The sequence below is a fragment of the Amycolatopsis albispora genome (assembly GCF_003312875.1).
GTDB classification, from domain to species: domain Bacteria; phylum Actinomycetota; class Actinomycetes; order Mycobacteriales; family Pseudonocardiaceae; genus Amycolatopsis; species Amycolatopsis albispora.
This window is the reverse complement of the sequence record NZ_CP015163.1, coordinates 749,144-762,893: the sequence shown is the minus strand read 5'-3', so window position 1 is coordinate 762,893 and position 13,750 is coordinate 749,144. Positions and strand designations below refer to the sequence as shown.

Annotated in this window: 13 protein-coding genes; 8 read left to right on the top strand and 5 right to left on the bottom strand. The window is 72.5% G+C overall.

Going from position 1 to position 13,750, the window contains the following annotated elements:
• Window positions 1-32: 32 nt before the first annotated feature.
• Window positions 33-761: a cache domain-containing protein gene (locus A4R43_RS03785; RefSeq protein ID WP_113691007.1), complete on the top strand. Its 729-nt coding sequence runs from the start codon at window positions 33-35 to the stop codon at window positions 759-761.
• A 187-nt stretch (window positions 762-948) separates the two neighbouring features.
• A complete protein-coding gene (locus A4R43_RS03780) occupies window positions 949-2,556 on the top strand; it encodes an ABC-F family ATP-binding cassette domain-containing protein (RefSeq protein ID WP_113691006.1) in 1,608 nt (535 codons plus the stop codon).
• 4 nt (window positions 2,557-2,560) lie between these two features.
• On the opposite strand, the gene A4R43_RS03775 is transcribed toward A4R43_RS03780, so the two are convergent.
• The gene (locus tag A4R43_RS03775; RefSeq protein WP_236808754.1) at window positions 2,561-3,559 is read right to left on the bottom strand and encodes a BTAD domain-containing putative transcriptional regulator; all 999 of its coding nucleotides are present in this window, start codon (window positions 3,557-3,559) and stop codon (window positions 2,561-2,563) included.
• Window positions 3,560-3,593: 34 nt separating this feature from the next.
• A complete protein-coding gene (locus A4R43_RS03770) occupies window positions 3,594-4,286 on the bottom strand; it encodes a chymotrypsin family serine protease (RefSeq protein ID WP_162788305.1) in 693 nt (230 codons plus the stop codon).
• Between the two features lie 143 nt (window positions 4,287-4,429).
• Here A4R43_RS03770 and A4R43_RS03760 point away from each other — a divergent pair, with 143 nt between their 5' ends.
• From A4R43_RS03760 to A4R43_RS03745, 4 genes are all read left to right on the top strand, one after another.
• Window positions 4,430-4,936: an SRPBCC family protein gene (locus tag A4R43_RS03760; RefSeq protein ID WP_113691004.1), complete on the top strand. Its 507-nt coding sequence runs from the start codon at window positions 4,430-4,432 to the stop codon at window positions 4,934-4,936.
• Between the two features lie 85 nt (window positions 4,937-5,021).
• The gene (locus A4R43_RS03755; protein WP_113691003.1) at window positions 5,022-6,131 is read left to right on the top strand and encodes a sensor histidine kinase; all 1,110 of its coding nucleotides are present in this window, start codon (window positions 5,022-5,024) and stop codon (window positions 6,129-6,131) included.
• Window positions 6,124-7,218, top strand: a complete 1,095-nt coding sequence (locus tag A4R43_RS03750; RefSeq protein ID WP_113691002.1) for a hypothetical protein — start codon at window positions 6,124-6,126, stop codon at window positions 7,216-7,218. The genes A4R43_RS03755 and A4R43_RS03750 overlap by 8 nt, the downstream gene beginning before the upstream one ends.
• A complete protein-coding gene (locus A4R43_RS03745; RefSeq protein WP_113691001.1) occupies window positions 7,203-7,871 on the top strand; it encodes a response regulator in 669 nt (222 codons plus the stop codon). The genes A4R43_RS03750 and A4R43_RS03745 overlap by 16 nt, the downstream gene beginning before the upstream one ends.
• Here A4R43_RS03745 and A4R43_RS03740 read toward each other — a convergent pair.
• From A4R43_RS03740 to A4R43_RS03730, 3 genes are all read right to left on the bottom strand, one after another.
• A complete protein-coding gene (locus A4R43_RS03740; protein ID WP_162788304.1) occupies window positions 7,837-9,297 on the bottom strand; it encodes an AfsR/SARP family transcriptional regulator in 1,461 nt (486 codons plus the stop codon). The genes A4R43_RS03745 and A4R43_RS03740 overlap by 35 nt on opposite strands.
• 98 nt (window positions 9,298-9,395) lie before the next feature.
• Window positions 9,396-10,280: a crotonase/enoyl-CoA hydratase family protein gene (locus A4R43_RS03735; protein ID WP_113690999.1), complete on the bottom strand. Its 885-nt coding sequence runs from the start codon at window positions 10,278-10,280 to the stop codon at window positions 9,396-9,398.
• 150 nt (window positions 10,281-10,430) lie between these two features.
• A complete protein-coding gene (locus A4R43_RS03730; RefSeq protein ID WP_113690998.1) occupies window positions 10,431-11,828 on the bottom strand; it encodes an APC family permease in 1,398 nt (465 codons plus the stop codon).
• A gap of 124 nt (window positions 11,829-11,952) precedes the next feature.
• Here A4R43_RS03730 and A4R43_RS03725 point away from each other — a divergent pair, with 124 nt between their 5' ends.
• A complete protein-coding gene (locus tag A4R43_RS03725) occupies window positions 11,953-12,558 on the top strand; it encodes a TetR/AcrR family transcriptional regulator (protein ID WP_113697324.1) in 606 nt (201 codons plus the stop codon).
• Window positions 12,555-13,622: a DmpA family aminopeptidase gene (locus tag A4R43_RS03720; protein ID WP_113690997.1), complete on the top strand. Its 1,068-nt coding sequence runs from the start codon at window positions 12,555-12,557 to the stop codon at window positions 13,620-13,622. The genes A4R43_RS03725 and A4R43_RS03720 overlap by 4 nt, the downstream gene beginning before the upstream one ends.
• Window positions 13,623-13,750: the final 128 nt, after the last annotated feature.

The window sequence follows — 13,750 nt, the reverse complement described above, 5'->3', positions numbered from 1 at the left end:
ACTCAGTGCCGGGAACGTGTTCTGGAGGCGCCGTGGCCAACGCGCAGGAGCTGGACGACCGCGTCGCCGCCACGCGGGTGGAGACCCTGTTGAACGAGGTTTTCGCCGGGGTCGGCGCGCTGGCCGCGCGGGTGGTCGCCCTCTACGAGCGGGCGAGCGCCGAGGGGCGCGCGCCGAGCACCGCCGACCTCGCCGCCCTGCGCCCGATCATTCTCGAGCACCTGCGCGGCCCCGGTCCCGCGCTCGCGGGTACCGGCGTGATCATGGCGCCCGGCCTGCTGGCCGACGAGCCGCGCTGGCTCGAGTGGCTGCGCCTGCCGCTCGGCTCGGACGAACCGTGCCCGCTGTCGGTCGACCTCGATCCGCACAGCGTCGCCGGGTACGAGTACACCTCGACCGAGTGGTTCGCCGCGCCCCGGCGCAGCGGGCGGCGCGTGGTCGTCGGGCCGTACGTCGACTACGCGGGCACCGACGAGTACATCCTCACCTTCGCCGAGCCGATCCGGTCGGGCGAGCGGTTCCTCGGGGTCGCCGCCGCCGACATCCGCGCCGGGGACTTCGAGCAGGCGATGCTGCCGGTGCTCGACGCCACCGCACCCCGCGCGGCACTGGTCAACGCCTTCGGCAGGGTGATCGCGTCGAACTCCCCGGAGACCCTGCTCGGCCTGCTGGCGCCGGAGGCGAGGCAGGAGCGCCCGCTCCCCCGCGGCGGGGAATGGGCCGACTGCGACGGCCTGCCCTGGTCCATCCGGACCGTCTGAAACTGCTATGGTCGAAGCACATCCCCGATCCAGGAGCGTTGACGTGGCAGGTGAAGACGACATCTCCGGGTGAGTTCCGGAGTTCGCGAGCCGCCGGCTGAGCACAGCCGCGTGGCCGCTTTTGTCGTCCACCAAACCCTTCCGGGCACTTCCGTTGTCCCGCCACACCTTCGCCGAGGTCCGCTCCATGTCCGACGCCGCCGTCGTCTGCACCAACCTGTCCTTTTCCTGGCCCGACGACACCCCCGTGTTCGACCGGCTCTCCTTCTCCGTACCCGGTGGCCGCACCGGGCTCGTCGCCCCGAACGGCGCTGGGAAGTCCACTTTGCTCAAGCTCGTCGCCGGTGAACTGCGGCCGTCGTCCGGCACCGTCACCGTCGACGGTGTGCTCGGTTACCTGCCGCAGGACCTGCCGCTGACGCGGGACCTGACCGTCGCCGAGGTGCTCGGGATCGCGCCGGTGCTGCGTGCGCTGGAGGCCATCGAATCCGGTGACACCGACGAAAAGCACTTCACCACCATCGGCACCGACTGGGACGTCGAAGAACGCACCCGCGCCCAGCTGGCCCGGCTCGGCCTCGGCGAGCTGGCGTTCGACCGCGGGCTGGCCACGCTCAGCGGCGGGCAGGTGGTCTCGCTCGGGCTGGCCGCCCAGCTGCTCAAGCGGCCCAGCGTGCTGCTGCTCGACGAGCCCACCAACAACCTCGATCTCGGGGCGCGGCACCAGCTCTACGACGTGCTCGACGACTGGCACGGCTGCCTGCTGGTGGTCAGCCACGACCGCGCGCTGCTCGACCGCATGGACCGCATCGCCGAGCTGGACCGCGGGGAAATCCGGTTCTACGGCGGCAATTTCACCGAGTACGAGCAGGCCGTCGAAGCCGCGCGCGAGGTCGCCGAGAAGAACATCCGCAACGCCGAGCAGGCCGTCAAGCGCGAGAAGCGCGAAATGCAGCAGGCACGCGAGCGGGCGGCGCGCCGGGCGAGCAACGCGTCGCGCAACCTCGGCAACGCCGGGCTGCCGAAGATCTTCGCCGGGACCATGAAGCGCAACGCGCAGGAGTCGGCGGCGAAGGCCGACGGCACGCACGGCGCCCGGCTCGACGCCGCCAAGGCCAAACTGGACCAGGCCGAACGCTCGCTGCGCGAGGACCAGAAGATCGCGCTGCAGCTGCCGCGGACCGCCGTGCCCGCCGGGCGCACGCTCTTCACCGGTGAGCGCCTGAAAGTGCGGGACCTGTTCGGTGCCAACGGCATCGACCTCACCATTCGCGGTCCCGAGCGGATCGCGCTGACCGGTGGCAACGGCACCGGCAAGTCCACACTGCTGCGGATCGTGCACGGCGAGCTGACCCCGGACAGCGGTGCCGTGCGGCGGGCCGACGGCCGGATCGCCTACCTGTCCCAGCGGCTCGACCTGCTCGACCCCGGCCGCACGGTGGCCGAGAACCTCGCCGCGGCGGCGCCGGAGATGCTGCCGGCGGACCGGATGAACCTGCTGGCCCGCTTCCTGTTCCGCGGGCCGCGGACGCAGCTGCCGGTCGGCGTGCTCTCCGGCGGGGAACGGCTGCGTGCCACGCTGGCCTGCGTCCTGTTCGCCGAACCGGCCCCGCAACTGCTGCTGCTCGACGAGCCGACCAACAACCTGGACCTGGTCAGCACCGGGCAGCTGGAAAGCGCGCTGAACGCCTACCAGGGCGCGTTCGTGGTGGTCAGCCACGACGAACCGTTCCTCGCGGCGATCGGCGTTCAACGCAGGCTGCGGCTGGAAAACGGTGACCTGGCCGAGGCGTGACCGCTCAGATCCGGTCCCCGCGCAGGATCGCCTGGTGGACGCCGCCGACCAGGTCGCTCGGCTCGACACCGAGGTCGTCCACCAGGCGGCGGCGCAGGCGCGTGAACACACCGAGCGCGTCGGCGCGGCGGCCGCTGCCGTACAGGGCACGCATCAGCAGCGCGGCCAGCGGCTCGCTGTGCGGGTGCTCCGAGGTCAGCGCGGACAGCTCGCCGATGGCCTCGGCGTACCGGCCCAGCCGCACCTGGCAGTCCAGCTTGCCTTCCAGCAGCGCGATCCGGCGTTCGGTGAGCCGCCGCCGCTCCCCTTCGGCGAACGGCCCGGGCAGCCCGGCCAGCGGCTCACCGCGGAACAACGCCAGCGCACTGGCGTACCGGCCGACCGCGGCGGCCAGGTCCCCGGACCGCCGGAGCCCGGCCGCCTCGACGGCCAGCTCGGCCAGCCGCGCCGAATCGACCCGCACCCCGGCACCGGCGAACCGGTAACCACCGCGGTCCCGGCCGATCACCGAATCCGGCCCGGCGCTGCGCAGGCACCGGCGCAGCCGGTAGACGTAGACCGGCACGACCTTCGCGGCCGGCGGTTCCATGCCCCACACCGCGTCGAGCAGCTCGTCGCGGCTGACCGTCACGTCCGGCCGGAGCGCCAGCGCGGCCAGCAGCGCCTGCTGCCGCACCGGGCCCAGGTCCACCGGCTCCGAATCGTGCCAAGCCCGTAGCGGGCCGAGCACGGAAAGCCGCAACGGCGGCGTGTGCTGGGGCTCGTCGTCGAGCCCCAGCCTCGCCACGATCCGCCCCAACTCGGTCCGCACGGCGACCTCGGCGATGGACAGTTCGACCGCGATCTCCGCGGTGGACAGGCCACGGCCGACCGCGCGCAGCACCCCCCGCTCCCTCGGGGTGAGCAGCTCACGCGGGGCCGTGCCGGATGATGCGGTGGTCAGCGCCATGCCCCAGAGCGTGCCGATCCGGGCGACGGCCTGGCCAGGCCGTGCACCGGCCATCTGTGGCCGGTGGCCACCGGCCTGGCCGGGCCGGTCAGTCGCTGACCGGCGTGAACCCGGCGCCGGGCGCGTCCGGGCCGCGGGTGGCGATGTCGTCGAGAATGTTCTTCGCGCTGGTGAAGATGAACGGCGGCATGGTCAGCGCCACCCGCGTCACGATGCCCGCCCACTCGGTGGCCGTGCCGTCGTTGCGCGCGACGACCAGCGGCCCGCCCGAGTCACCCGGCATGTTCACCGCGAACGACGCGATCAGCCCGCCGGCGTTCGAACCGACCAGCCCGCAGGTCTTGCCGGTGGTGCGCCCGTCCTTGCACACGTTCGACCCCACCGCGGGCAGGCCGCCGTCGAGCACCTTGTCGATCCGCAGCGCCGGGCCGTTGGCACTCAGCGTCACCTTCGCCGGGTCGAACACGATCACCGCGTAGTCGTGGAAGGCCTGCTCCTGCGACACGAACGCGTACTTCCCGATCGGCCCCAGCTCCCGCTTGCCCGGGAAGTAGACGTCGTCACCGCCGTAGCAGTGCGCGGCGGTGATGCCGACCAGCCTGCCCGCGTTGTCCGTGCCCACCGGCCCGAGCGTGCACAGCGTCACGCCGGCGCCGTGGTCCATCTGCAGCCCGTTGGTCACCACCACCCGGTCCTGGGCGGCCGCACCCGGCACCACCGCCAGGCCCAGCGCCGCCACCGCCGCGGCCACCCAGGCCCAGCGCGCTCCCCGTCTCACCATGGTTTTCCCTTCGTTCCGGCGACCGCCGTCGGCCGCGGCGCAAACCTAGGCGCAAGCGATGAAATCCTGACTACGTCGTGATTTTTGCGCCTTGACGCTCCCGGCGGTGCGCTGGTGAGGTAACAGGTCTACTGGGAGGTGTGATGGCGACCAATCCGAGGGACAAGCTCACCTACACCGAACCGATCGCCGTCGGCGAGATCACCGTCGGCGCCCCGCCGGACCAGGTGTACCGGCTGGTCAGCGACCCGGTGGCGATGGCGGACTTCGCCGAGGAGTTCTACCGGGCCCGCTGGATCCGCGGTGCCACCGAGGCCGCGGTCGGGAACTGGTTTTCCGGCAGCAACCGGAACGGCTGGCGCCGCTGGGTCACCCACGCCGAGATCACCGAGGCCGAGCCGGGCCGCCGCTTCGCCTACCGCGTGCGGACCCCGTTCTTCGTGCCGATCTCCCGGTGGGAATACGACCTCCAGCCCGACGGCGGCGGCTGCCGCCTGAAGGTGACGAACTGGCTGCGGGTGCCGCGCTGGTTCGTCCCGTTCGCCATCTTCATCACCGGCGAGCCGGACCGCGCCGGCACGAACAGCGCCAACATCGCCATCACCCTGTCCCGGCTCAAGGCACACGCCGAGTTGCAGGCCGCTTCCTAGCTCCACGGCAGCCTGAGACCGCTCCCAGTGCCACACCGGCTGCCCGGTATGTTCACCTTGCGCGGTTTGACAGGGTGAGGTGCGGGTGGCGGGCGAAGCGATGCGATCGCTGGGCAGCTTCGGCCGCCGTTATGCCGTCGCGGTGCGCCTCGCGCCCCTCCCGCTCATCGCCGTCATCGCGCTGCTCCGGACCTCGGACGGGCAGTTCGCCGCCACCGCGCTGGTCGACGCCGCCGCGGTCGCGTGGACCTGCGGGCAGGCCTGGTGGCTGCGGCGCCGCGGTGGAGTCCCGGTCGCGCTCGACGCCGCCGTGCTGATCGGGCTGTGCCTGAGCGTGTTCTGGACCGGGGCGGTGGCGGACGGCAACACCGGGTGGCTCCGGCTGCTGGTCATCTTCGCCTGCGTGACCTGGCAGTGGCACACCGCGACGGTGCCCGGGCTGGCCGCCGCGCTGGTGTGCGGCGGCTCGATGCTGGCCATCTTCACCACGGCCGGGCTGAAGCCGACCTTCTCGGAGATGTGGGTGCCGGCGATGGCGGTGCTGTCCAGGGCGACCTGGATCCTGGTCACCCGCGCGGCCGAGCGTGCCGACCGGCTGGCCGCCGAAGCCGAACGGGCGCGCCGCGAAGCCGCGGTGGCGGCGGCCGTGCGTGCCGAGGAACGGGAACTGGCGAACTCGCTGCACGACACCGCGGCCACCACGCTGCTGATGGTCGGCACCGGGCAGGTCCCGCCGGACGCGGACTGGGTGGCTCCGCAGGCTCGCCGCGACCTGGCCCGGCTGCGGTCCACCGACGAACGTCAGGAGCGGGCCGACCTGGTGGAGCTGCTGCACGCCGATCTCGACGCCACGCAGCTGACCGTGGACCTGGACGCGCCCCCGGAGCTGCCACTGCCGTTCGACGCGGCCAGCGCGATCGCCGGTGCCACCAGGGAAGCGCTCAACAACGTGCGCCGCCACGCCGGAACGGATCGCGCGCGGATCCGGGTGGACGGTGGTCCGCGGGGGCTGCTGGTCGAGATTTCCGACCACGGCAAGGGATTCACCACCACCGGCGAGACCCCGGTCGCCCGCCGGGGCCTGCGTGAATCCGTGCACGGCCGGATGACGCGGGCAGGCGGCCGCGCCACCATCACCTCGGCGGCGGGCGCGGGCACCGTGGTCCGCCTGGAATGGCGGCCCGGCCATGGCTGACACCACCAAGGCGCAGCTGCACCGCGGCCTCCGGATCGCCACGCTGCTGGTCGCCGTGCTGACCGTGGACGTGCTTGGCCTGGTCAACCTGCTGCGGCACCTGGGTTCCCACGACGTGCCCGCGGCGCAGTTCACCGCACTCGCCCTGCTGACCGCGGTGCTGGCCACCGAGCTGGTGCAGGTGCTGCGGCGGCGGCCGTGGGGTGCGCTCCGGTGGCCCGCCATCGCCGTGGTGCTCGCCGCTTCCGCGCTGTCGTACCTGACGCTGCCGGACGACCGGATCGCGAGCACGGTGGACTGGCTGTTCGGCGCGGCGAACTGGGCGGGCGTGGTGGTGCTGCTCGACCGTCCATTCCGGACGATGCTGGCCTTCCTGGTCACGCACGAGGCACTGGCGCTGACGAACCTCCTGCTGTTCCACGACGTGACCGAGCGGTCACTGGCGCGGTTCGCCACCGGTTCGGTGACCGTGCTCGGTTTCCCGTTGTGCATCGCGGTGGTGGCCGCCGTGCTGGGCCGGATCGCCGCGCAGGCCGACGAAGCCGCGAGAAAGCTGGAACGGGTGCGCACCGCGGAAGCCGTCGCCACGGCCGCGCACCGGCGGCGCAGCCAGCGGTTCGCGGAACTGGCCGCCACCACCGTGCCGCTGCTGGAAGGGCTCGCCGAAGGTTCGCTGAAACCGTCGGACCCCTTGGTGCGGCGGGATTCCGCGATCGAGGCGGCCCGGATGCGCCGCCTGTTCGCCGAGACGGACACAGTGGACAATCCGCTGCTGCACGAACTGCGGCACTGCGCCGATGTCGCGGACCGCAAGGGGGTCGAGGTCGAGCTGGACGCGCGCGGGCAGTGGCCGGTGCCGCCGGTCGCGGTCCGGCGCGACCTGACCGACGCCGCGCTCACCGCGCTCGCGACGGCGGATTCGTGGGCGCGGGTCACCGTGGTGGGCAGCGCCGAGCTGGTGTCGGTCAGCGTGGTGGCCGACTGCGCCGCCGCGATCGCGACGGAACCGGTCAGCGACGGCGTGCGGGTGGAAACCTTCAGCGGCAACGGCACGGTCTGGATGGAGGCCCGATGGGAGCCGAGCTGATCACGGCGGTGATCGTGGACGATCACGCGGCGATCGCCGCCGGGGTGCGGTACTGGTGCGAGCAGGCCGATCCGCCGATCCGGCTGGTCGACGCCGGTGACCGCCTCGCCGCGGTGTGGACCGGCGAGGGCGCCGAGGCCGACGTGGTCATCTTCGACCTGGAGCTGGTGCCGGGCAAGCCGGAGTTCGGCGAACTCCGCCGGTTGGTCGACAGTGGACGGCGCGTGGTGGTGTATTCCCAGCATTCCGACGACCTCACCGCGATCAAGTGCATCGATCTCGGCGCGCTGGCGTACCTGACCAAGCGCGAGGGGCCGGAGCACCTGGTGCCCGCGATCCGGGCCGCCGCCGACGGCCTCGGATACACCGCGCCCTCGCTGTCCGGCGCCCTCGCGGCCGACGAAACCCCGGACCGGCCACGCCTTTCGCCGCGCGAAACCGAGGTGCTGCGCGCGTGGTTCGCCTCGTCCTCCAAGGAACTCGTCGCCGCGAAACTGCACATCACGGTCAAGACCGTGGACACCCACATCGCGCGCGTGCGGGTGAAGTACGCCAACGCCGGACGGGCCGCGCGCACCAAGAGCGAGCTGGTCACGCGCGCCCTCGACGACGGGGTGATCACGCTGGCCGAACTGAACGAGGCGGGGTGGTGACCGCGGCGAGCGTCCGCCGGATCGCGTCGCCCCGGTCCGGCGGGCTGTCCGGCCGGACCAGTTCGGCCATCACCCGCAGCGCCAGCGGCAGGCCCGCGCAGAGTTCGGCGAGATCGGTGGTGCCGACCGCTTCGGCGTGCTCGCCGAGCAGTTCCCGCAGCAACCCGGCCGCGTCCGGCCCGGACAGCGCGCCCAGCCTGATCCGGTGCGCGCCGTACCGCACCACCAGCCCGGCCAGCGCGTCCCGGCTGGTCACCAGCGTGCGGCAGGCGGGCCCGCCCGGCAGCAGCGGGCGGACCTGCTCGGCGGTGCCCGCGTTGTCCAGCAGCACCAGCATCCGGCGGCGGTCCACCAGCGTGCGGAAGGCCGCCGCCCGCTCGTCGAGGTCGTCGGGAATGGCCGACCGGTCCACGCCGAGTGCACGCAGGAACCCGGCCAGCGCGTCGGTGGGCGCGACCGGCTTGTCCTCGTAACCACGCAGATCCACGTAGAGCTGCCCGTCGGGGAACCGGTCACGCACCCGCTGCGCCCAGCACACGGCGAGCGCGGTCTTGCCCACGCCCGGCGTGCCGGTCACCACGGAAAGCGCGCTCGGCGCGTCCTCGGCCAGGAGGCCGTCCAACTCGCCGAGTTCGGCGTGCCTGCCGGTGACCGCGCCGATGCCGGCCGGGAGTTGCGCGGGCACCGCCCTGGCCACCGGAGCCGGTTCGATGAGCACGCGGCGTTGCAGGTCACGCAGCACCGGTCCGGGTTCCAGGCCCAGCTCGGCCTGGAACACCTGCCGCGCGTGGCGGTACGCCTCCAGCGCCTCCGCGCGGCGCCCGGCCCGGTGCAACGCGGTGACCAGCAGTTCGTGCAGCCGCTCCCGCAGCGGGTGCGCCCGCGCCAAGCCGGTCAGCTCCCCGATGACCGCCTCGTGCAGGCCGCAGTCCAGCTCGGCCTGGTACAGCGCTTCGATCGCGGTGAGCCGGAGGTCGGTGAGCCGCCGCGCCCAGTCCGCGAGCACCGGCACGTCCGCGTCGCCGAACGCGGTGCCGTACCACAGCACCAGGGCCGCGCGCAGGGATTCGACCGCGCGCTGGGGTTCCCGGCGCGCGACCGCGATCCCGGCGCGGGCCAGTGCCTCGAACCGGTCCGCGTCGACCTCCCCCGGCCGCACGCGCAACCGGTACCCGGCCGGCCCGAACGACAACCGCTCCGGCTCGTCGAGCACCGCGCGCAGCCGGTGGATGTGCAGTTGCAGCTTCTTCGGCGCCCGTGGATCCGGGCGCTCCCCCCACAGCGCGTCGATCAGCACATCCACCGGCACCGGACGGCCGCGGCGTGCCAGCAGGATGCCGAGCAGCGTGCGCCGCAACCTGCCGGACAGCACCTCGGTCCGCCCGCCGAGCCGGACCTCCACCGGCCCCAGCACCCGGAACTCCATCCGGCCCCCACCCCTCGGCCCGCCTGCCCCCTCGGTCACGGGGACCATTCCAGCGGTCCGGCCGGTGGTGTGGTGTCAGGCGTTCACCGGACAGCCGGTCAGTCGCGGGTGGCGTCCAGCCAGTCCTGGTAGAACGGCGGCATGTCCGAGGCGCGGGAGGTGAACTCGGCGGCGCGCTTCTCGCGGAACGCGGCCACGCCTTCCTCGCCGTCGCCGATGCTGGTGTAGAACATCGCCAGCGAATCCACCCGGTGCGCGTCCGCCGGATGCGGGCGGGCCGCGTTGCGCCGCATCATCTGCCGGGTGAGCGCGGTCGCGACCGGTGACCGCCCGCGCGTCCACCGGTCGGCCAGCGCCCTGGCCGCGTCGAGCAGCTCGCCGGGCTCGACCACCTGCCGCACCAACCCGGCTTCGCGGCTCTCGGCCGCGTCGAGGATGTCGGCGCTGTAGGCGAGGTCGAGCGCGGTGGGCAGGCCGACGATCCGCGGCAGGAACCAGGTCGACGCCGCCTCCGGCACCACCCCGAGCCGCCCGAACACCAGCCCGATGCGCGCGGTGGTGGCGGCGATCCTGGCGTCCATGGCCAGCGTCATGGTGGCGCCGATGCCGACCGCCGCGCCGTTGATCGCGGCGATCACCGGCTTGCGGCAGTCGTGGATGGCGAGCGTGACCCGCCCGCCGGTGTCGCGGATCCGGGCCAGGTCCGGATTGTCGAGATCGTCCATGTCGGTCAGCGTCGGGGTGCGCTCGGCGTCCAGGCCGAACACGTTCCCCTCGCCACCCAGGTCCATCCCCGCGCAGAACGCCCGCCCGGCGCCGGTCACGATCACCGCGCGCACCTCGTCGTCCGCGTTGACCTCGGTGAACGCGGCCTCCAGCTCGTCGGCCATGGTGACGGTGAACGCGTTCAGCCGGTCGGGCCGGTCGAGCGTGATGGTGAGGATGCCGTCGCTGACCTCACGGGTGATCGTGGTCGTGCTCATCGCTTTCCTTTCGCCGCGGTCACCCCCACCATCGCAGTGCCGCCGCGGCGCTGTCCTCCGGGGCAGTGTCGTGTCACGAATGTGGCTTTCGAGACGTTTGGCGTCTCGAAAGCCACATTCGTGACACTGCTGCCCACCGCGGTGACCTGGTCAGCTCCGATCCCCATCCGGCCGGGCCGGTGCTGTGGGTTCCTCGGTGACGGGCTCGGCGAGTACCCAGCCGCCCCGGCGGCGGCGCACGAGCAGGTAGTAGACCACCGCCAGCAGCGCGATGCCCGCGGTGACCAGCAAGCTGGGTCGTCCGATCTCCGGGTCGCGGGCGTTCTGGTACAGCACAAAACCGAGCGCGGCCAGCGCCAGCACGGGCGCGACCGGGAACCACGGCATCCGGTACCGGGCGTGCGCGGTGGCCCCCGACCGCCGTCCGGCGATGGCGCCGAGGCACAGCGCCGCGTACACCACCACGATCGCGGTGCTGGTGACCACCAGCAGCACCTGTTCGTCCACAAAGCACAGCACGGCGGCCACCACGCCGGTGCCGATGGTGGCCACCCACGGCGTGCCGAACCGGGGGTGCACCTTCGCCAGCGCGCGGTTGACCGGCGCCGGCCACGCGCGGTCGCGGCCACTGCTGAACACCAGCCGTGAGCTGATCAGCACGATCGCCAGCACCGCGTTGATGATCGCCAGCGCGACCGCCAGGCTGACGACGGTGTCGAGCGTGCCGCCACCCCGTTCGGTGACGAAGTGCGAAAGCATGTTCGGCGCGGAGAACAACGCACCGAGGTCCGCCGAGCCGAGCAGCACGGCGGTCACCGGGACCAGCTCGGCGAGCACCGTGATGCCCAGTGCGAGCAAGATCGCGCGCGCCACCCCGCGCCCGGCGTCCTGCGTCTCCTCACCGAAGTAGACCGCCGAGCCGTAACCGTTGTAGGCGAAGATCGCCACCGACGTCGCCACCACGATGGCGCCGACGGTGGCCGGGCCACCGTCGGCGGCGACCGGCTGGGTGAGCAACTCGGTGAACGGGCGCACCGGGTCGAGCAGGCCCAGCGCGGCGACCACGGCCAGCGCCAGCAGCTCGATGGCCAGGAAGACGCCGGTGATCCAGGCGTTGAGCTTGATGTCGAACACCGCGACCAGCCCGGCGACCACGCAGGTCACCGCGGCCGCCACGGGAGCGGACAGCCCGGGGATCAGCACGCCGAGATAGGTCCCGACGCCGAGCGCGATCACCGCGAGGATGAGCACCTGCGTGACGATCATGATGCCGAGCACGACAAATCCCGGCAGCCGCCCGAGCGTGCGCGCGGTGATCGCGTATTCCCCACCGGCCAGCGGGAAGGCCGAAGCCAGCTCGGCGTAGACGAAGGCCATGAACACGCCGACCACGGCGGCGGCCACGAAGCTGTAGAACGCGCCGGAACCGGCCCCGGTGAGCACGCCGGGGGCGATGACAAAAACCGAGGACGCCGGGCTGATCGCGGACAGGGTGATGAGCAGCGTGCCGAGGGTGCGGAGCCCACGGCGGAGAGCGGGGACGGCCACGGTCGACCTCCAGTGTTCTTTGAAGCTCCTTCAGAGAACCGATGACCCAGCATCAAAGGTCGTCGCCGCTGTCAAGTCAAGACCGTGGTTGCGTTTTCTGAACTCTCTTTGAAGAATGACCGGCATGGCAAGACCGAGCAGGGCGACCGAGCGGCGGACGGAACTGGTGGCGGTGGCGCGGCGGGCGGTGGTCGAGCGCGGGGTGCTGGACCTGCGGCTGCGGGACATCGCCGACGGCGCCGGCATGTCGTCGGGTTCGGTGCTGTACTACTTCCCCAGCCTGGCCGAGCTGCTGCGGGAAGTGCAGCGCGACGCGGTCGAGCGGTTCTGCGAAGCCCGCGAACGCGCCGCGGCCGGGCAGAGCCCGCCCGCCCGGCTGCGGGCCATGATCGCCAGCGGCCTGCCCACCGGCCCGGACGACGAACTTTGCGTGCTGCTCTACGAACTCGGCACCATCTCGCGCCGCGATCCCGCCTATGCGGCCAGGCACATCGCGCTCTACGAACGCCAGGTCCGTTGTTACACCTCGATTCTCGAAGCGGGCGCGGCCACCGGGGTGTTCGACCTGGCGGACGCGCCGGTGACGATCGCGCGGAACCTGGTCGCCATGGAGGACGGGTACGGGCTGCACCTGACGCAGGCGGTGTCCCCTTTGGACCGTGCCACCGCCGAGGAACTGCTGCTGTCCTACGCCCGGACCGCGACGCGCTGCGCACTGGAGGAATCGTGACCCGAGCCCGTGACCTGGCCATCGACCTGCCCGGCGAGCCCGGCCCGCACAACGCGATCACCGACGTGCCCGGGGTCGAGGTCGGTTTCACCACGCTGACCGAGGGCGATTCGGTGCGCACCGGTGTCACCGCGGTGCTGCCGCGTGGGCGCGCCGGCTTCGACCTGCCGTGCGCGGCGGGTACTTTTTCGCTCAACGGCAACGGGGAAATGACCGGCACCGCGTGGCTCGCCGAGACCGGTTCGCTGTCCCTGCCCGTGTTGCTGACGAACACGCACGCGGTCGGGCCGTGCCACCGCGGCGTGATCGACTGGGTGGTGCGCGAGCGGCCGGGCGCGGCGGCGGAGTGGCTGCTGCCCGTGGTCGCCGAAACCTGGGACGGTTACCTCAACGACGTCAACGCGGCGACCGTCCACACCGGACACGCGCTGGCCGCGATCGACGCGGCGCGCGGTGGCCCGGTGGCGGAGGGCTCGGTCGGCGGCGGCACCGGCATGACCTGCTACGGCTTCAAGGGCGGGACGGGCACGGCGTCGCGGGCGGTTGCGCACGGGGAAGACCGGTACACCGTCGGCGCACTGGTGCAGGCGAACTTCGGCAGCCGCCGGGAACTGACGGTCGCGGGCGTGCCGGTCGGCCGGGACCTGACCGACGACGACCCGATGTCCGACACCGGCTGGCTCGCCCCGCCCGGCGCCGGTTCGGTCATCGTGCTGATGGGGACCGACGCGCCGCTGCTGCCTGGCCAGTGCACGGCGCTGGCCAGGCGGGTTCCGCTCGGCCTCGCCCGCACCGGCACCACCGGCTCCCACTTCTCGGGCGACCTCTTCCTGGCCTTCAGCACGGCGAACGCCGGGGCGCTCACGAGCCGTTTCCCGCGACCTTCGGACGACGCGTACGAAACGCTGCGTTTTGTGCCGTGGGGCCACATCGACCCGTTCTTCGAGGCGGTCGTGCAGGCCGTGGAGGAGGCGGTGCTCAACGCACTGGTGTCGAACCAGGAGATGACGGGATACCGGGGCCGCCGGGTCCCGGCGCTCCCCCTGGCCCGCTGGTCACGCTGACCCCGCAGCGCCCAGCCGGGGTTGAACACGAATGTGGCTTTCGGGGCGGATTTCGCCCCGAAAGCCACATTCGTGTTCAGGAGGCGACCCCGCGGCAGGTCGTTCGCTCTGGAGTGTGCCGCCTCCCG